The organism is Burkholderia sp. AU6039 (assembly GCF_002223365.1).
GTDB lineage: Bacteria > Pseudomonadota > Gammaproteobacteria > Burkholderiales > Burkholderiaceae > Burkholderia.
In genome coordinates, this window is sequence record NZ_NKFK01000007.1 from 38367 (window position 1) to 62576 (window position 24210).

General features: G+C 70.0%; 19 protein-coding genes. 8 read left to right on the forward strand and 11 right to left on the reverse strand.

Features of this window, described 5'->3' with window-relative positions; all coding sequences use genetic code 11:
- The first annotated feature begins 54 nt into the window (after positions 1 to 54).
- Positions 55 to 1953 carry an amidohydrolase gene (locus CFB39_RS32325; RefSeq protein WP_256991497.1) on the forward strand — a complete coding sequence of 633 codons (1899 nt, stop codon included), beginning with the start codon at positions 55 to 57 and terminating at the stop codon, positions 1951 to 1953.
- Between the two features lie 74 nt (positions 1954 to 2027).
- A complete protein-coding gene (locus tag CFB39_RS32330) occupies positions 2028 to 2705 on the forward strand; it encodes a phosphohydrolase (RefSeq protein WP_089475996.1) in 678 nt (225 codons plus the stop codon).
- 78 nt (positions 2706 to 2783) lie between these two features.
- Here the strand turns inward: CFB39_RS32330 and CFB39_RS32335 are convergent, their stop codons facing one another.
- The 7 genes from CFB39_RS32335 to CFB39_RS32365 form a co-directional block, all read right to left on the reverse strand.
- Complete coding sequence (locus tag CFB39_RS32335; RefSeq protein ID WP_089475997.1) at positions 2784 to 3896, reverse strand: alkene reductase; 1113 nt, start codon at positions 3894 to 3896, stop codon at positions 2784 to 2786.
- 89 nt (positions 3897 to 3985) lie between these two features.
- Positions 3986 to 5203: an MFS transporter gene (locus tag CFB39_RS32340; RefSeq protein WP_089475998.1), complete on the reverse strand. Its 1218-nt coding sequence runs from the start codon at positions 5201 to 5203 to the stop codon at positions 3986 to 3988.
- Between the two features lie 177 nt (positions 5204 to 5380).
- Complete coding sequence (locus tag CFB39_RS32345) at positions 5381 to 6298, reverse strand: LysR family transcriptional regulator (protein WP_089475999.1); 918 nt, start codon at positions 6296 to 6298, stop codon at positions 5381 to 5383.
- A gap of 102 nt (positions 6299 to 6400) precedes the next feature.
- Positions 6401 to 8662, reverse strand: coding sequence for a molybdopterin cofactor-binding domain-containing protein (locus tag CFB39_RS32350; RefSeq protein WP_089476000.1), 2262 nt, complete (start codon positions 8660 to 8662; stop codon positions 6401 to 6403).
- Positions 8662 to 9162: a (2Fe-2S)-binding protein gene (locus CFB39_RS32355; RefSeq protein WP_039362674.1), complete on the reverse strand. Its 501-nt coding sequence runs from the start codon at positions 9160 to 9162 to the stop codon at positions 8662 to 8664. The genes CFB39_RS32350 and CFB39_RS32355 overlap by 1 nt, the downstream gene beginning before the upstream one ends.
- Positions 9159 to 10445, reverse strand: a complete 1287-nt coding sequence (locus tag CFB39_RS32360; RefSeq protein ID WP_089476001.1) for a cytochrome c — start codon at positions 10443 to 10445, stop codon at positions 9159 to 9161. Before CFB39_RS32360 ends, CFB39_RS32355 begins: the two co-directional genes overlap by 4 nt.
- A 336-nt stretch (positions 10446 to 10781) precedes the next feature.
- Positions 10782 to 11054 (reverse strand): UBP-type zinc finger domain-containing protein, encoded by a 273-nt coding sequence (locus tag CFB39_RS32365; RefSeq protein ID WP_089476002.1) that lies wholly within the window; start codon positions 11052 to 11054, stop codon positions 10782 to 10784.
- 226 nt (positions 11055 to 11280) lie between these two features.
- Between CFB39_RS32365 and CFB39_RS32370 the strand changes: the two genes are divergently transcribed.
- Positions 11281 to 12552, forward strand: coding sequence for an NAD(P)/FAD-dependent oxidoreductase (locus tag CFB39_RS32370; RefSeq protein ID WP_089449366.1), 1272 nt, complete (start codon positions 11281 to 11283; stop codon positions 12550 to 12552).
- Between the two features lie 25 nt (positions 12553 to 12577).
- On the opposite strand, the gene CFB39_RS32375 is transcribed toward CFB39_RS32370, so the two are convergent.
- Together CFB39_RS32375 and CFB39_RS32380 are read right to left on the reverse strand one after the other, a co-directional pair.
- Complete coding sequence (locus CFB39_RS32375; RefSeq protein WP_089476003.1) at positions 12578 to 14038, reverse strand: efflux transporter outer membrane subunit; 1461 nt, start codon at positions 14036 to 14038, stop codon at positions 12578 to 12580.
- Positions 14035 to 15081, reverse strand: a complete 1047-nt coding sequence (locus tag CFB39_RS32380; RefSeq protein ID WP_089476004.1) for an HlyD family secretion protein — start codon at positions 15079 to 15081, stop codon at positions 14035 to 14037. Before CFB39_RS32380 ends, CFB39_RS32375 begins: the two co-directional genes overlap by 4 nt.
- A gap of 83 nt (positions 15082 to 15164) precedes the next feature.
- On the opposite strand from CFB39_RS32380, the gene CFB39_RS32385 reads away from it, so the two are divergent.
- Entirely contained in the window at positions 15165 to 16733 is a 1569-nt protein-coding gene (locus tag CFB39_RS32385; RefSeq protein WP_089476508.1) for an MFS transporter, read from the forward strand.
- An 85-nt stretch (positions 16734 to 16818) separates the two neighbouring features.
- Here the strand turns inward: CFB39_RS32385 and CFB39_RS32390 are convergent, their stop codons facing one another.
- A complete protein-coding gene (locus tag CFB39_RS32390; protein ID WP_089476005.1) occupies positions 16819 to 17799 on the reverse strand; it encodes an alpha/beta fold hydrolase in 981 nt (326 codons plus the stop codon).
- A 369-nt stretch (positions 17800 to 18168) separates the two neighbouring features.
- On the opposite strand from CFB39_RS32390, the gene CFB39_RS32395 reads away from it, so the two are divergent.
- From CFB39_RS32395 to CFB39_RS32410, 4 genes are all read left to right on the forward strand, one after another.
- Complete coding sequence (locus CFB39_RS32395) at positions 18169 to 18600, forward strand: DUF3331 domain-containing protein (RefSeq protein ID WP_089476006.1); 432 nt, start codon at positions 18169 to 18171, stop codon at positions 18598 to 18600.
- 543 nt (positions 18601 to 19143) lie between these two features.
- Complete coding sequence (locus tag CFB39_RS32400; protein ID WP_089476007.1) at positions 19144 to 20952, forward strand: winged helix-turn-helix domain-containing protein; 1809 nt, start codon at positions 19144 to 19146, stop codon at positions 20950 to 20952.
- 240 nt (positions 20953 to 21192) lie between these two features.
- Positions 21193 to 21606, forward strand: coding sequence for a DoxX family protein (locus CFB39_RS32405; protein ID WP_089476008.1), 414 nt, complete (start codon positions 21193 to 21195; stop codon positions 21604 to 21606).
- An 89-nt stretch (positions 21607 to 21695) separates the two neighbouring features.
- Complete coding sequence (locus tag CFB39_RS32410; protein WP_089476009.1) at positions 21696 to 23189, forward strand: mechanosensitive ion channel family protein; 1494 nt, start codon at positions 21696 to 21698, stop codon at positions 23187 to 23189.
- A gap of 35 nt (positions 23190 to 23224) precedes the next feature.
- Here CFB39_RS32410 and CFB39_RS32415 read toward each other — a convergent pair whose 3' ends face one another.
- Positions 23225 to 24133, reverse strand: a complete 909-nt coding sequence (locus CFB39_RS32415; RefSeq protein ID WP_089429538.1) for a LysR family transcriptional regulator — start codon at positions 24131 to 24133, stop codon at positions 23225 to 23227.
- Between the last annotated feature and the right edge of the window lie 77 nt (positions 24134 to 24210).

The window sequence follows — 24210 nt, forward strand, 5'->3', positions numbered from 1 at the left end:
TGCGCCGCACGCGCGGCGCGGCGCTGCGTGCGCGTGCGCACGGGAGGCCCGACGGTGCTTAGAGCGACGGAACCCGCGCGCGCGGCGGACCTCGTCGTCTTCAACGGCAAGATTGCGACCCAGGACGAGCAGCGCTCGTTCGTCAGCGCACTGGCGGTGAAGGACGGGCGCATCGTCGCGACCGGCGGCGATCGCGACGTGCTGCGTCATGCACACGGTGACACGACCTGCATCGACCTGAACGGCCGCACGGTGATCCCCGGCCTCGTCGACGCGCACCTGCAGGCGATCCGCGGCGGCACGCACTTCAACCTCGAGCTGCGCTGGGACGGCGTGCCGTCGCTCGCCGCCGCGCTCGACCTGCTGCATCGGCAGGCCGAGCGCACGCCCGCACCGCACTGGGTGCGCGTGGGCGGCGGCTGGACCGCGCTGCAGTTCGCGGAAAAGCGCGGCCCGACGGTGGCCGAGCTGAATGAGATCGCGCCCGATACGCCGGTGTTCGTCCGGCATTTCGGCGACAGCGCGTGGCTGAATGCGGCCGCGCTGCGCGCGATCGGCTACGGGCGCGACACGCCCGATCCGCCGGGCGGCGAATTGCGGCGCGACCGCCATGGGCGGCCGACCGGGCTGCTGCTCGCGCGCCCGGATCCGGCCGTGCTGGCCGCGGCGCTCGCGCACGCGCCGGTGCTCGGCGCGGCCGACCGGATCAACTCGACGCGGCAGTTCATGCACGCGCTGAACCGCGTCGGCGTGACGAGCGCGATCGACGCCGGCGGCGACGGTCTGGCGTATCCGGACGATTACGCGGCGGTCATCGCGCTGGCACGCCGCGGCGAACTGACGACGCGCATCACGTACGCGCTGGGCGCACGGCACGCCGGCCGGGAAATCGACGACTTCGCGCAGTGGATCGCGCTGACCTCGCCCGGCGACGGCGATGCGTTCCTGCGCGCGAACGGCGCGGGCGAGCGGCTGCTGTTTTCGGCGGTCGACCTGGGGAATTTTCTCGACCCGCGCACCGAGCTGCCCGCGTCGGTCGATGCGGAACTGGCCGCCATCGTCCGGCTGCTGGTCCGCCACCGCTGGCCGTTCCGGCTGCATGCGACCTACGACGAGTCGATCGGCCGCTTCCTCGACGTGTTCGAGGCGGTGAACCGCGAGACGCCGTTCGCCGGGCTGCGCTGGTGTTTCGACCGGTGCGAGACGATGTCGGATGCGAACATCGCGCGCGTGGCGGCGCTGGGCGGCGGCGTGACCGTGCAGCCGCGCATGGCGTTCCAGGGCGAGGCGTTCATCGCGCGTGACGGGGCGGCCGCGGCGACGCGCGCACCGCCGATCCGCGCGATGCTCGCGGCCGGGCTGCCGGTCGGGGCAGGCTCGGGCGCGCTGGATGCGGGGAGCTACAACCCGTTCGTCGCGCTGTACTGGATGGTGTCGGGGCGCAGCGTCGGCGGCACCGTGCTGTATCCGGCGCGCAACCGGCTCGGCCGGATGGAGGCGCTGCGCCGCTACACGATCGGCAGCGCATGGTTCTCCGCCGACGAGCATCGCAAGGGGGCGCTGGTGCCCGGCCGTTACGCGGACTTCGTGGTGCTCAGCGACGACTATTTCACGATCGACATGGCGCGCATCCCGCAGTTGTCGTCGGTGCTGACGGTCGTCGACGGCAAGGTCGTGCACGCGGAACGGGAATTTGCGTCGCTCGCGCCGCCGCCGCCGCCCGTCAGCCCCGGATGGTCGCCGGTCGCCGACGGCGGCGGCGCGCCTGCAGCCGGTGCGAACGGGCACGGCAGCCCGCGCGCATCGGCGGCGGGCGACGCGTGCATGAACCCCGGCACCGATGCGTGCCGGGCGCGCGGCCCCGGGCGCCGCTTCGCGCGGCCGCGCTATCCGACGGCCAGCGCGGCCGGCGACCGCTGCGACGCGTGCGGCGGCCGCTGCGCCGCGTGCTAGCCGGCACGCACCACATCGCGCGGGTTTGCCTTGACCGATTTTTCGTCCCGTGCACGGGACAGGAAGGAGACACGATGAACGTTGCGCACACGCGCGCACCGTCGACCGCCGACGAAGTGGCCGGCGTCAGCATTCCGCGCACGACGCTTGCGGTCGAGGCGGCCGACGCGGCGCGCGCAGCGTTGCCTGCCGCGCTCGCCGATCATGCCGCGCGCGTGTTCGTGTTCGCGTCGCTCGCCGCGCGGCGCGCGGGCGAAGGGTGCGATCCGGATGCGCTGTACGTCGCCGCGATGTACGCGAACATGGGGCTGAGCCCCGCTTACTGCCGCTCGCCCGAACGTTACGAGCTCGACGGCGCCGATGCCGCGCACGCGCTGCTGGTGCGGCATCGGCGCTCGCGCAGCATGCGCGACGACGTCTGGCACGCGATCGCGCTGCATACGACGCCCGGTGTGGCCGCGCGTGCGTCGCCGCTCGCCCGCGCGCTGGCCCGTGCCGTGTCGACCGATTTGATGGCAACCGATTTCGACAGCTACACCGACGACGAGCGCACCGCGCTGCTCGCCGCGTACCCGCGCGGCAGCGGATTTCGCGAAACCTTCCTTGCCGCGGTCGCACGCGGCGTCGAGCATCGGCCGCAGTCGACGTTCGGCACGTGGAGCGCCGACGTGCTCGAACGCGCGGACCCGGATTTCCAGCGGCCGAATTTTTGCGGGCGCGTGCTGGGGGCGCGCTGGAACGACGACGCGTGACGGCGCCGTTGCGCCGCGCGGGCCTGGTGTCGCGATGGGGTGCGTGACGCCCCGTGCCGTGCGCGGGGCATTCGCCGGTTACGCGGGCGATTCGGCCGCGTCGTGCCGCGCATAGTCGACGTAGCCCGCGCGGTCGCCGCCGTACCAGCCGACGTTTTTCGGCTCCGCGAGCGGGGCGCGTGCGGCGAGGCGCTCGACGAGATCGGGGTTCGCGATATAGGCGCGCGCGAACGCGACGAGATCGGCGTCGCCTGCGTCGATCAGCGCGTTCGCCGCGTCCGGTGAAATGCCGCCGTTGACGATCAGCGTGCCGCCGAATGACCGGCGCGCGTGCTCGACGATACGCGGCAGGTCGGGCTCGCCGCTCCAGCCGTTGGTGTCGGCCGCGTGCAGGTAGGCGACACCCGCGTCGTCGAGCATCCGGCCGACGTACGCGAGCGTCGCATCCGGATCGGCATCGCGCACGTTGTTGTACTTCGCGTACGGCGAGATCCGCACGCCGACGCGGCCGAGCGGCATCACGCCGCCGACCGCGTCGACGATTTCCGCGAGAAAGCGCGCGCGGTTCGCGACCGAGCCGCCGTAGCGATCGTCGCGGCGGTTCAGCGTCGACGACAGGAACTGGTGCGGCAGGTAGCCGTTGGCCGCATGGATCTCGACGCCGTCGAAGCCGGCGGCCATCGCGCGCGTCGCCGCTTGCCGGAATTCATCGACGGCCGCGACGACTTCGTCGGTCGTCATCGCGCGCGACGGCGTCGCGTGAATCTTCGTGTAATAGCCGTTCTGCAACTGCGCCCATACCTGCAGCTGTTCGAGGTCGTCGTTCACGCCGGACGGCGACAGCGGCGCGGCGCCGCCGAGCAGCGTCAGCGAGCTGACCCGGCCGCCGTGCCACAGCTGCGCGAAGATCCGGCCGCCGTTCGCGTGCACGGCATCGGTGACGACCTTCCAGCCGGCGGCTTGAGCATCGTCGACGAGCCCCGGCGTCAGCTCGAATGCGGCGGACGCCCGGCTGACGTTGGTCGCCTCGGTCACGATCAGGCCGGCCGACGCGCGCTGCGCATAGTACTCGGCCATCAGTTCGGTGGGCAGCCCGCGCGACGGCGCGCGCGAGCGCGTCATCGGTCCCATCACGACGCGGTTCGGCAGCGCGAGGCCGCGCAGATCATAGGCACTGAGCAGGGAAGACATGATGGACTCCTTTTCTTCGACGTGGAACGGGACGGCGACGCGCCCCGCGAACGAATCGGTTTGAAGTTTGAAGAGGGCGGCGGCGGGGTTCAGCCGAGTACGTGACGTTGCGCGTGCGGCCGCCCGACGAGCAGGTAGTGCGCGAGCGCGACGATCGGGAACGCACCGGCCACCGCCGCGACGAGCGACCAGCCGCCATGCTCGTACAGCGGGCTCGCAAGCGCCGAGCCGACGGCGCCGCCGACGAAGATGCTCGTCATGTACAGCGCGTTCAGCCGGTTGCGGCTTGCCGCGTGCAGCGCGTAGATCTCGCGCTGGCCGAGCACCATGTTCATCTGCACCGCGAAGTCGAGCACGATGCCGGTCACGACGAGCCCGTACAGGCCGGTGCCGTGCACGAACCCGATCGCGTACGACAGCGTGCCGGCGACCAGCGCGATCAGCGTCGCGCGCACCGTATGGCCGGCGTCCGCGAGGCGCCCGGCCACCGGTGCCGACGTCGCGCCGATCGCCCCGACCAGCGCGAACAGGCCGATGGCCGACTGCGACAATCCGTAGTGACGCGTCAGCTCGACCGGCACGGCGGTCCAGAACAGGCTGAACGACGCGAACATCAGGCCCTGGTAGAACGCGCGATGGCGCAGGACGGGCATCGTGCGGACCAGTTGCAGCAGCGAGCCGATCAGCTCGAAATAGGTCGCGCGATGGTCGGGCTGGCGCGGCGGAATCGTCAGCGCGAGCACGGCCGTGACGAGCGTCATCAGCACGGCGGCCGCCGCGAACACGAAACGCCAGCCGAACGCGTCGGCCACGACGCTCGACAGCGGGCGGGCCAGCAGGATGCCGAGCAGCAGCCCGCTCATGATCGTGCCGACCACGCGGCCGCGCGAATGATCCGGCGCGAGATGCGCGGCGAGCGGCACGAGGATCTGCACGGCCACCGAGCTGAAGCCGATCAGCAGCGAAATCGCGAGAAAGAGCCCGGGCGTACGCACGAACGCCGCCGCGGCGAGGCTCGCAATCGACACGACGGCCGTCACGATCATCAGCTTGCGGTTCTCGAGCAGGTCGCCGAGCGGCACGATGAAGAACAGGCCGAGGGCATAACCGATTTGCGTCAACGACACGATCAGGCTCGCCGTGCCGCCGGACAGGTGCAGGCCCGGCGCGATGAGTTCCGTGATCGGCTGCGCGTAGTACAGGTTCGCGACGATCGCGCCGCAGCTGAATGCGAACAGCAGGATCAACCCCTGCGTGAGTTGGGTGCCGTGCGCAGGCGGCGCGTGCGGCGTTGAATCTGCTGACATGGTGGACTCCTTGAGAAGAGAGAGGTGGGTCACCGTGTCGCCGCGCCTGCACGGGGTTCGCCGGGGGCGCGATACGGTGCACCGCGTTGCCGCCCATACTATTGACCGGTCGATCAAACCGGAATCGAGCCGCAGCGCAATCGAGCTTTGCGCGACACGCAAAGGTGCCGCGTCCGGTCAGCCGCGCTTGCCCTGCAGCGTCGGAATCTGCTCGAACAGGCCCGCGAGCCAGTCGACGAACACCTTGAGCTTGACGGGCACGTGGCGATTGGGCGGATACAGCACCGAGATCGGCCGGGCAGGCGCGTTGAAATCGGTCAGCACTTCGCGCAGCCGGCCCGATTTCAGATAGGGCTCGACGAGGTACAGCGACGTCTTGATCAGGCCGATGCCCGCGATGCCGCACTCGATGTAGTTGTCCGCATCGTTGACGGCGACCGTGCCGCACATCTGCACGACGCGCGGCTCGCCGTCGACGACGTAGTCCCACACGCGGGGACGCCCGGTATCGGCCGAGATGTGGCTGACCGCCACGTGCTGCGCGAGATCGTCGACGGTCTCCGGCTCGCCGCACCGTGCGAGGTACGCGGGCGACGCGCACGTGCAGGTGGTCAGGCTGCCGATGCGCCGCGCGATCATCCCCGAGTCGTCGAGCGCGCCGATGCGCACCACGCAGTCGACGCCTTCGCCGACGAGATCGATCTGCCGGTCGGTCACGCCGAGCTCGATCATGATGCCGGGATGGGCGTCGAGGAACGCGGGCAGCGCGGGCACCACGACCTGCTTGGCCATCGCCGGCGGCAGGTTCACCTTCAGCCGGCCGCGCGGCACGTTGCGCGCCTGCGAGACCGACGCCTCCATGTCGTCGATTTCGCGCAGCACCGCGACGGAACGTTCGTAGTACGCCTGGCCGTCCTCGGTCAGCGAGATGCGGCGCGTCGTGCGGTTCAGCAGCCGGCAGCCGAGGTGCTGTTCGAGCGCGCTGAGCAGCGCGGACACGCGCGGCGTCGTGAGGCCGGTCGTGTCGGAGGCGCGCGTGAAGCTGCCGGATTCGACGATGCGCGTGAACACGCGCATCGAAAGCAAGGTATCCATCGTCGGGAAGGCTCCAGTCCTGTTGGGTCGCGGCGCCGGTGCATGCCGGCGCCGTCCGTCTTGTCGGGTGTGTCGGTCGCGCTAGCGGGCGCGACCGAATTGCTATGCGTCGATGCGTTGTCTCAGCGCGTCGCCGGCGAACGGCATTTCGCGCATGCGCTGGCCGGTCGCGTCGAAGATCGCGTTGGCCAGCGCGCCGGCGGTCGGCCCCATCGACGCCTCGGCCGCACCGAGGAACGGCGCGCCCGGGCGATTGATCAGATGGACCTTCACGCTCCGCGGGGCGGCCGAGAAGCGCAGGATCGGGTAGCTGCTCCAGTCGAAGCTGCGAATCCGTTCGGTGTCGTACTTCAGCGCCTCGTACAGCGTCCAGCTCGCGGCCTGCACGATGCCGCCCTCGATCTGGTTGCGGATCCCGTCCGGCGACACGACCTGCCCCGCGTCGACGGCGGCTTCCGCGTGCTCGAGCGTCACCTGGCCGGTTTCCGGCACGACCGACACCTCGACCGCGATCGCGACGTACGCCATCAGGTTCTTGTACTTGCCGAACGCGAAGCCGACGCCGCGGTTGCGCGCACGCGGCGGCCGCGGCCAGCCGAAGTGCTGCGCGGCGAGCTGGATCACCTGAAGCGCGCGATGATCTTCCATGTGGCGCAGCCGGAATTCGACCGGATCGACACCGGCCGCGTGCGCGAGTTCGTCCATGAAGCTTTCGATCGCCCACACGTTGGTGTGTGCGCCGAGCGAGCGCATCGCGGACGTCTGCAGCGGCATCGTCGGCGAGAAATTGTTCACGATGTGCTGGTTCGGCAGCGCGTACAGCGGAATCGCGTTGCGATCGGCGCCGCCTTCCGGTTGCAGCATCGGCGTCGACGGCGCGGGCACGAACGGCGGCTCCAGCATCCGCGCCGGCAGCAGCCGGCCGGCGTTGACGATCCGCTCGTTGTGCGAACTGCTCCACAGCGCGTAGTTCCAGTCGACGATGTGGCCGCTCGCGTCGAGCGAAGCGCTGACCTCGGTCACCATTGCCGGCGTGAAGTGATCCCACGTGTGTTCCTGCTCGCGCATCCACTGCACGCGAATCGGTTTGCCGGGCATCGCGGCGGCGATCAGCGCCGCGTGCGCGGCGGCATCGTCGGCCCCGTTGTGTCCGTAGCAGCCGGACCCTTCGGTGTGAATGCAGCGCACGCTCGCCTTCGGCATCGACAGCATCTCGGCCAGCGCGTCGCGCAGCGGGTAGACGCCTTGCGAATGGGTCCACACCGTCATCGCCCCGTTGTCGAGGTGCGCGACCGCACACGACGGCCCGATCGAGCCGTGCAGCAGGTAGTTCTTCAGGAACGTCGCGTTCAGCGTCTTCACGGCCGGCGCGGTGGCCGTGTGCGTGTTGGCGATCTCGATGCGCTGCGTCGAGATCCGCTTCAGGTCGGCGTGCACGGTGGCGCGATCGGGCAGCGTGCGCCCGGGCGACCAGCGGCACGCGGCGGCCAGCGCGCGCTGGGCGACCACCGCCTGCCATTCGCCCTGCGCGACCACCGCGAGCATGCTGCCGTTGCGCACGATCCGCACGACGCCCGGCAGCTTCAGGATCGCCGCTTCATCGAACGACAGCAGCTTCGCGTCGTACACCGGCGGCATCACGACGCGGGCATGCAGCATGCCGGGTAACTGCATGTCCTGCACGTAGCTGACGCCGCCCGTTACCTTGTTCGGGATGTCGACGCGCGGCAGCGACGTGCCGATCACCGTGAACGTCGCCGGGCTCTTCAGTGGCGACGTAGGCGCGGCGTTGCGATGCAGGTCGACGGTGCGGATCGCGTCGCCGTAGGTCATCGTGCGGCCGTCGGGCGCCTTGATCACTGCGTCGGCGGTCGTCAGCGTGCGCGCGTCGACGCCGAAGCGCTTCGCCGCGCCTTCCACCAGCAGCGCACGCACTTGCGCGGCCGCGTTCAGCAGCGCGGAACCGCTGTCGGCCATCGTGTGGCTGCCGGCAGTCAACCCCTCGTCGGGCGAGGCGCCGGTGTCGGCTGTCAGGAACGTGATCAGCGACGGCTTCATGTCGAGTTCCTCGGCGGCCACCTGCAGCAGTGCGGTGCGCACGCCGGTGCCGAGCTCGACCTTGCCGGTAAATACGGTGACCTTGCCGTCCGGCGCGATCTTGATCCACGCGTCGAGCAGCGGATTGGTCTTCAGGCTGCCGGCGAGCGTCTGGGTGGTTTTTGCCACGTGCACGGCCGCGCCTTCGTCGGCGATCACCAACTGCGCGGCCGCGCGCGACGCAGGCGCGAGCGTGAACGCGACGAACAGCGCGCCGGAGACGATGAAGTGCCGGCGGCCTTCGTCGATGTCGTCGTGGGAATTCATCACAGCCCCTTGCTGATCGTGACGGGAGCGGAAGCCGGTTCCGGGGGCGGCAGCCCGGCGACCGAGCGCACGGCCGCGAGGATCCGCATATGCGTGCCGCAGCGGCACAGGTTCGGCTCCATGTGCGTACGCAGTTCCTGTTCGGTCGGCTTCGGGTTGCGCTCGAGCAGGGCCTGCGCGCGCATGATCATCCCCGCGATGCAGTAGCCGCACTGCGCGGCCTGATGCTCGACGAACGCGCGCTGCAGCGGGCCCGGATGCTCGGCGGTGCCGAGGCTCTCGATGGTGCGCACGCTGCGCGCACCGACCGCGGCCACCGGCATCAGGCACGAGAAGGTCGGCTTGCCGTCGACGATCACCGTGCAGGCGCCGCATTGGCCGAGGCCGCAGCCGAACTTCGCGCCGTGCAGGTGCAGGTCGTTGCGCAGCGCGTACAGCAGCGGCGTGGACGGATCGATGTCCAGCGTGTGCCGCACGCCGTTGACGGTGAGGGTAATCATCGGGCGGTGTCCTCTTTTCTGAGCGTCGCGGCCATCGCGTCGACGCCGGACCATGCGGGGCGATCGGTGTAGGTCGCGCGCACGTACGCGGCGAGATCGGCGATCTGCGCGTCGTCGTACTGGTCGATGAACGACGGCATGTAGTTCAATGTGTCCTCGCCGTGCCAGCCGATGCCGTTGAACATCATCTGGATCGCATTGCGCGGCGTATCGGCGTTCACGGCCGTGCTGAACGAAAGCGTCGGCCGCTCGCCGATCGACTGCATCGGCGCGGCCGGCCCGTGGCACTGCGCGCACGATGCCTGGAACAGCACCGCGCCGCGCTGCGCGGCGGGTGTCGTCGCGGCGCGTTCGGCCGGATTCGCGGCCGCGGCGTCGCGCCCGTTCGCCGGCTTTTGGATCGACAGGATGTACGCGGCGATCGCCTCGACGTCTTCCGCCGGCACCGTCGCGAGATCGCGCGTGACCGGCAGCATCGGTCCGGCCGCCGCGCCGTGCTCGCTCGCGCGGCCGGTGCGCAGGTACGTGACGAGCTGCGCCTGCGTCCACGGCCGTGCGGCCTGGCCGAGCGCATTGAGCGGCGGCGCGTCCCAGCCGTCGACGATGCCGCCGTCGAACGCACGGCCGCGCTGCTCGCCGCCGATCGCGTTCAGCGGCGAATGGCACGACGCGCAGTGGCCGAGCCCGTCGACGAGCGTCCTGCCGCGGTTCCATTGCGCGGACTGCGCGGGGTCGGGTCGATACGCGCCTTCGCGCAGGAACAGCACATTCCAGAACGCGACCAGCGGCCGGAAGTTCAGCGGAAATATCAGGTCGTTGGCCGGTGTCGTCGCGCGAACCGGCGTGCGGGTCATCAGGTACGCATACGCGGCGGCGATGTCGTCGTCCGACATCTTCGTGAAATGAATGTACGGAAACGCCGGGTACAGCGGCTGGCCGTTGCGCCCGATGCCGGTGCGCAGCGCACGGGCGAACGCGTCGCGCGACCAGCGGCCGATGCCGGTTTCAGGATCCGGCGTGATGTTGGTCGCATAGATCGTGCCGAACGGCGTCGCGAGCGGCAGGCCGCCGGCGAACGGCTTGCCGTCCTTCGCGGTATGGCACACGACGCAGTCGCCCAGCGCGACGGCGCGCGCGCCGGCGCGCACCAGCTGCGGATCGAACGACGCGGGGGCGGGCGGATCGATCGGCGCGATCGACGGCCGCACCATGATGCCGATCGCGACCGCGCAGGCCGCGATCGCGATGCCGGCCGCGCCGATCCAGAGTCGTTTGTGCTTCATGCGCGCTCCAGGCGAAGTGGTGCGGCGCACGTGATGCGATGCGCGGCAACACCGGACGATGCGCATCGGCCGTGCGTGGCCGTCCGATGCGGCCGCGACCGGCTTGCGGCGCGGCGGTGATTGGCGACGGGAATCAAGTTGTCACTCCAGCAGTCGATAACGGGCACAAGCGCCGTCCTGCGCGGCAGCTCGTGAACGCAGTCTACGCAGCGGCCGCGATCATGGCCTGAAGCGGCGCTGAAACGTTCTGAACGGTGTCCGGCCCCGGATCGACCGGGGTGCGGCGCGCGGGGCCGATGACGGGCGCGCCGTGTCGCGGCGGCCCCGCGCGTCGCGTCAAGACGGAATCTCGCCGGCGACGACTTCGTCCGCGTAGCACCAGATCCAGCGCTCGCCGGGCTCGATCGAGCGGACGAGCCGATGGCCGGTGTCACGGAAATGCCGGCTCGCATGGCGATTCGGCGACGAGTCGCAGCAACCGACGTGCCCGCAGATCAGGCACATTCGTAGATGCACCCAGCCGCTGCCCGATCTGACGCATTCCTCACAGTCGTCCTTGTCGGTGTCGAACACGCGTGCTTCGTCGAGATGCGTACAGGCGTTGGCCATCTTGCGCTCCGATGCCGGCGCGGGAGCGACGCTCGCGGCACGGCCGGCATGCGGCCGCAAGCGGGAGGGATACGCGGCATTGTGCAGCGTCGCGTCGCGGCCGGACCTTAATTGTCATGAAGCGGCCCGCGCGGTGCACGGCGGCGGCGTACAGTCGCGAATGCGTTCGGCCACGCCGCGGCACCGGCCGAACCGCATCCGACATCGACATCATCGGGAGGCGCTCATGGATCAACCGCAACACGTGCGGATCGTCGGTCTGCCGCGCAGCAGGGACGCGTACGCGATCCGCGATTTCCTGCAGCGGCGCATGATTGCGTACGACTGGTGCGAGCTGACCTCCGACGCCGACTGCGCGCAGGTGCTCGGCATCGCGCCGCTGCGCGACATCCGGCTGCCGGTCGTGATCTTTCCGGACGGCTCGCGCCTGTACCAGCCGACCCTGGCCGAGATCGCCGCGCGGCTCGGCTGGGTCGCGCGCCCGCGCTTCGTCGAATACGACGTGTCGATCTACGGCGCGGGGCCGGCCGGGCTGTCGGCGGCGGTCTACGCGGCGTCCGAAGGGTTGCGCGCGGTCGTGATCGAGCGCGGCGCGATCGGCGGGCAGGCCGGCACGAGTTCGCTGATCGAGAACTACATGGGCTTCCCCGACGGCATCCCCGGCGCGGCGCTCGCGGAACGCGCGCGCGAGCAGGCGGTGAAGTTCGGCGTCGAGTTGCTGACGATGCGCGAGGGCGTGCATGCGACGTTCGTCGACGGCAAGATCCGCGTCGAGCTCGCCGACGGGTCGATCCTGGTCGCGCGCGCGAACATCTGCGCGACCGGCATCGAATATCGCAGCCTCGGGCTGCCGGAGGAGCCGGCGTTTCTGAATGCGGGGCTGTTCTACGGCGCCGGGTCGAGCGAAGCGCCGATGTGCGCGGGCGAGCAGGTATTCATCGTCGGCGGCGGCAATTCGGCCGGCCAGGCCGCGATGAATTTCTCGCGGCATGCGCGCCAGGTGACGATGCTCGTGCGCGGTGCGTCGCTCGCGGACACGCTGTCGCGCTACCTGATCGACCGGATCGAGCGCACGCCGAACATCGAGGTCCGCTACCGGTCGAGCGTCGCCGCGCTGCACGGCGACGGCTGGCTCGACGCGATCGAGCTTCGCTCGGCGGACGGCACGCGCGAACGGCTGCCGGCCACGCGCCTGTTCGTGTGCATCGGCGGCGCGCCGAATACCGACTGGGCGAAGGACACCGACATCATTCGCAATCCGGACGGTTATCTGGTCACCGGTGGCGACCTGTACGACTGTCCGTCGTTCGAGCGCGTGTGGCCGCTCGAACGACGGCCGTATCACCTGGAAACCAGCGTGCCGGGATCGTTCGCGGCCGGTGACGTGCGATCGGGATCGGTCAAGCGCGTCGCGTCGGCGGTCGGCGAAGGCGCGATGGCGGTGACCTTCGTGCACCGGTTTCTCGGCGAGGATGCGCATCGGCTCGCGGGCGCGTGACGCGCTCGCGGGCCGTTCGATCCATTCATCGCGCGTCGGCCTGCGTCGCGTCGCGCAACCCGTCCCGGCCGGCGCGCGCCGGTGGCGTCCAGCCGCCGCCCAACGCACGCACGAGACTCACCGTCGCGACGGCCAGCGCCTGCCGGCTGTGAATCAGCTGGCGCCGCGCATTCAGCGCATCGCGATCGGCGTCGATGACTTCCAGATAGCTGACGTACCCATGCGCATAACGGCTCATCGACAGCCGCGCGGCCGCATCCGTCGCGCGCGCCGCGTCGTCGTAGCGCACGATCCGCTCTTTTTGCGCGGCGATGTCGTTGAGCGCGTCCTGCACGTCGCGCAACGCGCCGATCGCGGTGGCGCGATAGTTCGCGTCGGCTGCGTCCATGCCGGCCCGCGCGGCGGCCACCATCGCCTCGCGCTTGCCGCCGTCGAACAGCGTCAGCGCGACGTTCGCGCCGAGACTCCACAGTGAACTGTTGCGGTCGAGAAACGTGCGTAGATCGCGGGTCGCGAAGCCGCCTTCCGCGGTCAGCGTCAGTGTCGGCAGCCACGCGGTGCGCGCGATGCCCAGTTCGAGCGACGCCGCATCGGCGCGCCGTGCCGCCGCGAATACGTCCGGGCGTTGGGCAAGCAGCGCGGATGGCAGTCCTGCCGGCACCTCCGGCACCTGCACGGGCACGGCGCGCGCGTCGACGTCGAACGCGGTCGGCGACACGCCGGTCAGCACCGCGATGGCGTCGACGAGGTTCTCGCGCAGCCGGCGGCTCTCCGCGAGATCGGCATGCGCGGTATCGAGATCGGCCGACGCGCGCAGCCCGTCGAGATCGCTCGCCGCGCCGGCCCGCACGCGGGCGGCGATCACGTCGAGCGCGGTGCGCCGCAGCCCGATCGCGCGCGTGAGCGTCACGAGATCGTCGTCGACGTAACGCAGCGTCAGGTAGTCGACGGCCACTTCGGCCGCCACCCGCAGCCGCACCGCATCGCGATCGGCCGCCGCCTGCAGCACGTTTTGCGCGCCGATGTCCGCGCCGCCGCGCAAGCGACCCCACAGATCGACCTCGTAGCTCGCGGCGACGGGAACCGACCAGTTGTGCATCGTGCGCTTCGGCAGCGCGTTGTCGACCGTGCCGGATACGCGCGTGCGGCTGAACGACGGATCGACACGCACGGTCGGCACCAGCGCGGCATCGCGCACGCCGAGCAGCGCCTGCGCCTGGTCGACGCGTGCGGCCGCCGCGCGGATATCGAGGTTGTGCGCGAGCGCGGCGTCGACGAGGGTGCCGAGTTGCGGGTCGCCGAACCACGCGGGCCACGCGGCGAGCGACGGCGTGCGCGTATCGGGCGACGTATTGGTCGACGTATTGGTCGACGGATCGGCATGGCGGAACCCGTCGTGTCCGACCGGCACGGGCGCGAGCGGCTGCGGCGCGATCGAGCACGCGGCGAGCAGGCCGGCGGCGAGTACGGCGGCGGCGCGCTTCATCGCGATTCGCCGCCGGGTTGCAGCGTGACGACGACCGACAGCCCGGGCCGGATGCGCGGCTCCGTCGCGGCCGGGCCGTCGAGCAGGATCTTCACGGGCACGCGCTGCGTGACCTTCGTGAAATTGCCGGTCGCATTGTCGGGCGGCAGCAATGCGAACTGGGCGCCCGTCGCGGGCGACAGGCTGTCGATGCGGCCGGTGAACACACGCTGCGGCAGCGCATCGAAGCGCAGTTGCACGGCATCGCCGGCGCGCACGCGGCGAAGCTGCGTCTCGCGGAAATTCGCGACGATCCAGGGGTGCGGCTCGACCAGCGTGAGCAGCGCCTGGCCGGGCGCGACTTGCTCGCCGGTCTCGACGGTCTTCTTGCCGACGTAGCCGTCCGACGGCGCGACGACCGCCGTGTAGCCGAGCTGCAGCAGCGCGTCGCGCAACTCGGCATCGTTCTGGCTCGCCGCGGCATCGGCTGCCTCGGCGGCGGCGACGGCGCTGCGCCGTTGCGCATCGGCCGCCGCGACGCGCGCGCGGGCCGACTTGCGGGCGGCATCGGCCGCATCGAACTCCTGCTTCGACAGGCCGCGCGGCGTCTCGCGGGTCAGTTCGCGTGCACGCGCGTAATCGAGTTCGGCCTTTTCCGCATCGGCGTGTGCGGACACGAGCGCCGCGTCCGCCTGCTCGATCAGCGCGTGTGCGCGGCTCGCATCGGCATGAGCCTGGGCGACGCGTGCGCGCTGCGCGGCGACCCGCACGTCGAAATCGCGCCGGTCGATCTGCACGAGCGCGTCGCCGGCATGCACGAACTGGTTGTCGTCGACGAGCACGCGCTCGACGGTGCCGGCGACGCGCGGCGAGATCACGTGCAGGTGCCCGGTCACGTACGCGTCGTCGGTGCCGCGATCGCGCGCGTCGAACTCGTACACGAGCAATCCGACGAGCAGCAGCGCGAGCGTCGCGATCGCCGCGATGGCGGGCCGGCGTGAGCGTGCGGGCGCGGCGGGCGGCGGCGCCGAAGCGGCCGGCGTATCGGCAGAAGGTGAGGTCATGGTCGACAAACTCCATCGTACGGACGGGATTCGATGCATCGCGTTATGCTTGCGCCAGCTTGACAGCGGGGAGCCGCTTGACGATGAACACCACGTTTGCAACCGGTCGTGCCGCGCCGGCGGCGGCGCCGGACATCCCGACGTTCCGCTCGATCGCCGCGATCGCGGCCGTGCTGCTCGGCGCGATCATCGCGACGCTGACCTCGCGCATCACGTCGCTCGGGCTCGCCGACGTGCGCGGCGCGCTCGGCATCGGCGTCGACGAAGGCGCGTGGATCAACACCGCGTTCACCGCGTCGCAGATGTTCGTCGGGCCGCTGGCGATCGCCGCGGCGTTCATGTTCGGCACGCGCCGCGTGCTGGTCGCGGGCGCCGTCGTGTTTCTCGGCGCCGAAACCGTGCTGCCGCTCTGCACGCAATTCGGCGCGTTCGTCGTGTTCCAGGCGATCGCGGGGCTCGCGTCCGGCGTGTTCGTCCCGCTGACGGTCGGCTTCGTCGTCCGGACGCTGCCGCCGCGACTCATTGCGTTCGGCATCGCCGCGTATGCGATGAATCTCGAGATGTCGCTGAACCTGTCGGCCACGCTCGAGGGCTGGTACAGCGAACACCTGAGCTGGCGCTGGCTGTTCTGGCAGAACGCGGTGCTGACGGTGCCGTTCATCGCGTGCCTGCTGCTGTCGCTGGCGGACGAGCCGGTCAAGCGCTTCGCGTCCGGCCTCGATGCACGCGGGATGCTGCTCGGCGCCGGCGGCTTCGCGTGCCTGTGCGTCGCGCTCGACCAGGGTGAACGGCTGTTCTGGCTGCAGTCGCCGCTGATCGTCGTGCTGCTGTCGCTCGGCATCCTGATGGTCGCCGCGTTCCTGATCCATGAGCTCGCGTCGCCGCGCGCGGGCCTCGACCTCGGCTATCTCGCGCGGCCGAACGTCGCGCTGCTGATCGTGCTCGTCGGCCTCGTGCGCTTCACCGTGCTCAATACGAGCTTCATCCCGTCGCTGTTCCTCGCCAGCACCTACGGGCTGCGGCCGTTGCAGATCGGCGATACGCTGCGCTGGATCGCGATTCCGCAGCTGTTGTTCGCGCCCTGCGTCGCGCTGCTGCTGCAGCGCGTCGATCCGCGCCGGCTGATCGTGGCCGGCTTCGTGACGGTGGCGATCGCCTTCGCGCTCGGCGCGCGCCTCACGTCCGCGTGGGCCGAACCCGACTTCATTCCGTCGCAACTGCTGCAGGCGCTCGGGCAGACGATGGCGCTGACGTCGGTGATCTTCTTTTTCGGCAAGCACGTGACGGCGGAACACGCGTTGACGTTCGGTGCGGTCGTGCAGACGACGCGCCTGCTGAGCGGGCAGCTCGGCACGACGTCGATCGCGGTGATTCAGCGGATCAGGGAGGGTACCCATTCGAATCTCGTCGGTCTGCATGTGTCGCTGTCGGATCCCGAGACGCTCGAGCGGCTGCGCGCCGGTGCAACCTCGCTGGTCGCGCACGGCGCCACGGTCGCGACCGGCAACCAGGCCGCCTACGCGCTCGTCGATCGGGCGGTGCGCGTGCAGGCGACCACGCTCGCGCTGGCCGACAATTTCCGCGTGGCGATGGCGTGCGCGCTCGCCGGTGCGCTGATCGGCATCCTGCTGCGGCCGGTGCGCTCGCCGTGAGCGCGGCGCGGCTGAATTTTTCTGAAAAATCCTGAACGGCACGTCTGCCGAAGCGGCATGCGCGCCGCGACGGCAGACGGCGCGCTTACGCCTGCAGGAACGCGAGCAGCTCGGCGTTGATGCGATCGGCGTTCACGACGCACATGCCGTGCGACCCGCCTTCGATCACCTTCAACTGCGCGTGCTTGACGATCTTCGACGACAGCCGGGCCGAATCGTCGATCGGCACGATCTGGTCGTCATCGCCGTGCAGCACGAGCGTCGGCACGTCGATCTTCTTCAGATCGTCCGTGTAGTCGACTTCGGAAAACTCCTTCACGCACAGATACTGGCCGTGAATGCCGCCCATCATGCCCTGCGACCAGAACGCGTCGATCGTGCCCTGCGACGGCTTGGCGTTCGGGCGGTTGAACCCGAAGAACGGCACCGCGAGATCCTTGTAGAACTGCGAACGGTTCTCGGCGACGTTCTTGCGGATGCCGTCGAACACCTCCATCGGCAGGCCGCCGGGATTGGTCGGCGACTTCACCATCTGCGGCGGCACCGCGCCGATCAGCACGGCCTTCGACACGCGCTTCGTGCCGTGGCGGCCGATGTAGCGCGCCACTTCGCCGCCGCCCGTCGAGTGGCCGACGAGCGTGGCTTCGCGCACGTCCAGGGCGTCGAGCAGGGCGGCCAGATCGTCCGCGTACGTGTTCATGTCGTTGCCGCGCGACGGCTGGCTCGAACGACCGTGGCCGCGACGGTCGTGCGCGATCACGCGATAGCCGTGCTGCACGAGGAACAGCATCTGCGCGTCCCACGCGTCCGCACACAGCGGCCAGCCGTGCGAGAACACGACCGGGCGGCCGGTGCCCCAGTCCTTGAAGTAGATCTGCGTGCCGTCCTGGGTGGTGATCGTGTTCATCGAATGGGCTCCTGGGTGGGCTGAAGTGGCGCTGCGGGCGGGGGTGCCGGCCGCGGCCGCCATCGCGGGCAGCGCTGCCGCCGCGACGGCCGTCGCGCCGGCAAGCAGCATGTCGCGGCGGCGCGCCGACGAAACGGCGTCGGTCTGTACGGGGTGCATCTGGACTCCTGAAATAAGCGGCGCAACGATGCCGCGCGGGATGGTGGATCGGTGATGACCGGCCGCGGCCATCCCGCCGGCAGCCGGTCCGCTTGCGTCGTCGCACGTCGGTTCGTGCCGCGTGGACGAACGAATGCCGTCGGGAGCGTATCGCGGCGCGCCGTGCGCCGTACTGAAATCCGGCTGAATTTTCTTGAACGCGCCGCGCCGTGGACAGAAATCTGCCGCGCTGCAGAAAAATTAAGCGCGCGACCGGGACTCTTCAGCGAGCGGCGACTATCGTCGACATCGGATCATCCGCGCATCTTTCGCGCCGCGCGCACGGATCCGACCGCCCGCACCGCCCGTCACTCGCCTGGATATGCCGCCATGGATGCCTTCAATCGCTGGGAGCACATGATCACGTCGCTCGGGCCGCCTTCCGTGGCGGGCGTCCGGTCGATGCCGATGCCGCGCGCGCGACAGGCGGACGGCCCGCGCCGCGGCCATCGCGGCGACGCGCCGACGCCGTCGAGCGGCGACATACGCCGCCGCAGCGCGATCGTCACCGCCGAGCGGCAGACCGATTCGTCGATGCTGGTGTCGTGGAGCGACCCGACGCACTGCCGCTACGACGAGCAGCGCTGGATCAGCGCGAAGGCGCGCGGGATTGGGCGTTGCGCGCTCACCGGCGGGCCGATCCGGGTCGGCGATGCCATCTACAAGCCCCAGTGGCGCGGCGCGAAACGGCCGGCGAACTGCCGCGAGATGATTCTGGCGTCGGCGCTCGACGTGTTCGCCGCGCGGCAGTCCCGGCCATGACTTCGGCAGCGCGGCGCAGCGCCGGTTGCGACCGGCGCGATACATCGTGAAGCCGCCAGCCGCGGAACGGAGGCGACCGCGACACGCTCGCCGATACCGCGCGACGAATGGCCGCTGTTTGCACCGGCCCGATCGCACGGCTGCTCGAAGCGGGAATCATTCCGCTACCGGTGCGGAGCGATGCTCGACCGGCGCAACATGCGGAGCCCGCGCTCATTCGATCGACCGGCCGAATCGAAAGGGAAATACGTCGAATTTTTCAGAGCCGGCGATCATATCGTCTGATATATGGAAATCACATTTACAAACGAATCGGCAATTCGCACATGAATCGTGCGCTGCCGTGCCGCGCCTGCCGCATGGCGGTGCAGACGGCCACGCGCGTGCCACACATCATCATGGCATTTTTCGTCATTTCAAAAAATTCGATCGCTTCATTCTGATAATTTGAATCATTCTGCTACGTAAATACCGTAGCATTGACGCGAAACCGGCGCGCGGTTTAAACCATGCGCCGTTGAATGTCACCATCAAGAAATTGCGATGATCCGAATTGGAACACTTCACGTTTTTCTCGACAGACGTGAAATTCGTTCGAACGGCAAGCTGTTGCGCATCGGTAGCCGCGCATTCGAGATTCTCGAGCTGTTGATTCGGGCGAACGGCGCACTGGTATCGAAAGACGAAATCATGCAGCGCGTGTGGCCGCACACCGTGGTGGAAGAAAACAACCTGCAGGTGCACATCGCGTCGCTGCGCAAGGCGCTGGCCGACGACCGGAACCTGATCGTGACGGTGCCGGGCCGCGGCTACCGGCTCGTCATCGAGCAACATGACGACGGCGGCGCGCCCGTGCGCCCCGCGATGTCGCGGCCGTCCGCCGCGCCCGGCGCGCTGTTCGGCCGCGAACGCATGGTCGGCGAGGTACTGGCCGCGTTGCAGGACGCACGCATCGTGACGCTGGTCGGCGCGGGCGGCATCGGCAAGACGCGAATCGCGATCGAAGCAGCCGCGCGCGCGGACGCGCGTTTTCCTGAAGGCACCGTGTTCGTGTCGCTCGCGACGGTCGCGTGCCCACGCTTCGTGCCAGATGCGCTCGCGGGCGCGTTCGGCATCGCGCAGCCGACCGGCGCGCTGACCCTCGAAGCGGTGCTCGCCGCGGTCGCACGGCGCCGGATGCTGCTCGTGCTCGACAATTGCGAGCACCTGCTCGATGCCGCGGCGCGGATCGCGAGCGCGCTGACCGATGCGGACGACGGGCTGTGCGTGCTCGCGACGAGCCGGGAATCGCTGCGCATCCACGGCGAGCGCGTGTGCCCGGTGTTGCCGCTCGACGTGCCGGACGAAGGCGCGGCCGAACACGATGCGATGCGCGCGAGCGCCGTGCAGTTGTTCGCCGCACGCGCCCGCGCGGCCGATCCGCGTTTTCCGCTCGATGCGCGCAGCCTGTCGCTGATGGCGTCGGTCTGCCGCCGGCTCGACGGTCTGCCGCTCGCGATCGAACTGGCCGCGGCGCGTGCCGCCGTGCTCGGCATCGACGTGCTGGCCGCCCATCTCGACGATCATTTCCGGCTGCTGACGGGCGGTTTCCGCACCGCGCTCCCGCGCCATCAGACATTGCAGGCGATGTACGACTGGAGCGACCGGCTGCTGGGCGATGCCGAGCGCCTGCTGTTGCGCTGGCTCGGCGTGTTCCGCGACGGTTTCTCGATCGAGGCCGTGCGCGCGGTGGTCGGCCCGAACGGGCTGGCCGGCGCCGACCTGCTCGATACGATCGCGGGCCTTGTGTCGAAATCGCTGCTGATCCTCGAGACCGCGCACGGCGCGCCGCGCTACCGGTTGCTGACGACCACGCGCGCGTATGCGCAGCAGCAGCTCGACGCGCACGGCGATGGCGCGGCGGCCGCGCGTGCGCACGCCGGCTATTTCATCGCGTTGTTCCGGCAAGCGGCGCATGGCGGTGGCACGCGGGGCAGCGATCACGGCGGCTCCACGCAGCTCGAGGCGGTGCGGCGTGAACTCGGCAACCTGCGCGCCGCGCTCGACTGGGCATTCTCGGCGAACGGCGATGCGGCGCTCGGCGTCGCGCTCGCGGCCGTCGCGGTGCCTTGCCTGTTCGACCTGTCGCTCGTCGACGAATGCCGCGAACGGGCGCGCGTGGCGCTCGATGCGATGCGCGATGCCGACACCACGGCAGAGGCCGCCGATGCGCGCGTGCGCTTGCTCGCCGCCTATGCGGCGGCGCTCGCGCATACGGCCGGATCGACGCAGGCGGTGCACGACGCGTGGTCGGAAGTGCACGCGCTCGGCTTCGATGCGGCCGAGGCGGAGCTGCCGGCGCGCGACGGCTGACGGCGGATGGGCGGTGTGCCTGCCGCGCTTCAGAACGTTTCAGCGCGGCTCAAGGACACGGGCACGCGGCACGCGTAGATTGCGTGCGTAAGGCGCGGCCATTCCGGCACGCTTGCGTGGCGATCCCGTGCGCGCGCCGAGATATCGCGACGCCATCCGCCACGCGGGCGTCGCGACGCGTGCGGTGACACCTGCGCCACCTGCGCCGCCGCGTACCCGCCCAACCGGACGAACCGCCGCATGAAACTTCCCGAATCCGACCTTTCCCGCCACGCGGCCGACCTCGGCCTGCTGTTCCTGCGCGTCACCGCCAGCGTGCTGCTGCTCGTGGTTCACGGCTTGCCCAAAGTGCTCCACTACACGTCGGAAGTCGCCGCCATCGAGGATCCGTTCCATCTCGGCCGCACGCTGTCGATCCTGTTTGCGATCTTCGCGGAAGTCGTGTGCCCGGTCTTCATGATCGTCGGCGTATGGCCGCGCCTGGCCGCGCTGCCGGTGATGATCATCACGCTCGTCGCGCTGGTGTTCGTCCATCCCGACTGGTCGCTGCGCGATGCGCAGTTCGCGTGGATGCTGCTGATCCTGTTCGGCACGATCGCGATCGCGGGCGCCGGCCGGTATGCGTTGCCGGGCGTGGTGCGCCGCCGCGAGTAACGTGACGCGGGCGTCGCCCGCGCCTCTCATCCCGTCGCAGCGGCGACGGTCCGACCGTTACGCTGCCGTCGCCATCGTTTCGTTCCGATATGCTGAATCTCTCCGACACGGCGCTCTACGGCGCGCCGATCGTGCTGGCCGATCTCGTCGCGTGGCGCCTGTTCGGGCGCGGCCGCGGCGCGATGCGGGCCGTCTGGCGCTGCGCGGCGTTCGCCGCACTGACCGCCGTGCTGTTCGCGCATGGCGTGAGCCCGCTCGCCGTTCCCGCGTCGGCCACCGGCCTCGATCGCGTCGCGCTCCAGGCCATCTGCATCGCGTGGTGGCTGCAATGCGCGATCGTCTTCAGCCTGCTGCTCGATCATCTGCTGTTGCCGCCCGCGTGGCGCAGCCAGCGGCTCTTTCACGACATCGCCGCGGGCGTCGTGTTCGGCGCGGCGGCGGTCGCGGCGCTGGGCTACGTGCTCGGCCTGCCGTTGAGCGGCGTCGTCGCGACGTCCGGCGCGGTGGCGGTGATCCTCGGTCTCGCGCTGCAGAACACGCTGAACGACGTATTCTCCGGGCTCGTGCTGAATACCACGCAGCCGTTTCGGCTGCACGACACCGTGTCGATCGGCGAAATCGAAGGGCGGATCGTCGAGAGCAACTGGCGGGCGACGAAGCTGATCGACAGCCTCGGCAACCTGGTCGTCGTGCCGAACAGCGCCGCGGCCCGCGCCACCATCGTGAACCTCAGCGAACCGTCCGGCCTGCACGGCGTGACGCTCACGCTCGACGTCGATCCCGCGGTGCGGCCGGCGGTCGTGGTCGGCGCGCTCGAGCGCGCGGCGGCCAGTTCGCTCGACGTGCTCGCGCGCCCCGCGCCGGTTGCCGTCGTGAAGGCGTTCGGCACCAACGCGATCCGCTACGAGCTCCTCGGCTACGTCGACGCGCTGCAGAAGACGACGGCCGTGCGCAACGCGCTGTACGATCTCGCGCATCGGCATCTGGCCGCGGCAGGCACCGCGTGGCGGCCGCTTGCGAGCGCCGCGCCGGCAGCGGCGCCGGACGGGCGCGACGGGCACGATCGGCGTGACGTGTCGCGCCGGTTGCTGCTGTTGCGTGCGGTGGACCTGTTCGCGCGCGTCGACGGCGACGATCTCGCCGCGCTGGCCGATGCGCTGGTCCCGCGTTCGTTCGGCCAGGGCGACGTGATCTATGCGTCGAATTCGGATACGCGCGTGCTGACGATCGTCGAATCCGGCGTCGCGGCCGTATTCGTGCCGGGCCCGGCGGGCGACGTCGAGGTGCGGCGCATGGCGCCCGGCGATGCGATCGGGCAATCGGTCGTGCTGGCCGGCACGCGCCTGCATGCGACCGTGCATGCGGTGACCGCGATGACCGTCCTGCAACTGCGCAGCGAGGACCTGTCGGCGCTGATCCGCAGGAAGCCGGAGCTCGGCAGGCTGATGTGCGAATCGGTGACCGAGCACATCGCGGCCGAGGAAAGGATGATGATCCCGCCGGTCGAGAAGGCGCACGCGTCATTCAGCCTGATCGCATGGCTCGAGAAGGAAATGAAGCGCGTGCACGATTCGATCGTCTGACGCGGGGCAGTGACCTTCGCTGGCGCCGAACGCGATCAGGCGAGCTGCAAAAGGCGATCGACGAGGTCGGGGCGATCGAGTTGCTCGACCCACCACAGGAGTGCACGACCGGCCTCGTCGCTGCGCCAGGCGAGATAGCAATGCGTGGTGTCGCGCATGCCGGTCACGCTGCGGGCGACGAGCTTGCCGTCGGCGATCGCGCGGGCGGCGATGCATTCCGGCAGCGTGCCCACCGCCAGGCCTTCGCATTGCGCATCGAGCTTGGCCGCGAGCGTCGGCACCGCGAGCGTCGGCTGGCCCGCGTCGATCGCAACCGATTGCGGCGGCAGTTCGCGCGACGTATCGCTGATCACCGCGCCGCGATACCGGACGACCGTTGCCATCGACAGCGGCTCGGGAAGCGCGGCGAGCGGATGGGTCGGCGCAACGGCGAACACGTGTTTCAGCGCGCCGATCGGGCGCGCGATGATGTTCGGCAGTTCGGGCGGCGCGCCGGCGGCGCCGACGACGAGATCCGCGCGGCGCGAGATCAGCGCGTCCCAGGCCCCGCCGAGCACTTCGGTCGACAGCCGCAGCCGCGTGTCCATCTCGAGCGCATAGAACCGGTGCACGAACGGCCACATCGCATCGAACGGCAGGATCTCGTCGATACAGATGCGGACCTCGGTTTCCCAGCCTTCCTGCGCACGCTGCGCCTTCATCTCCAGCTGTTCGGCCGCATGCAGGAGCCGCCGGCCTTCCTCGACGACGATGCGGCCCGCGTGCGTGAGCTTCGCGCGTCGCCCGCTGCGGTCGAACAGCATGACGCCGAGATCGCTCTCGAGTTTTTGTACCAGGTAGGTCAGGGCGGACGGCACGCGATGCAGCAGTTCCGCGGCTTCGGCGAACGTTCCGGTACGGTCGATCGCATCGAGGGCTTCGAGCGCTTCGAATGACAGCTTCATCGCGAGTTCCGGGTGGAGGAGGCTGGCGCATCATACCAGCGCGTGCCGCACGAAGGGCAGCGCGCGTCATGGTGGTT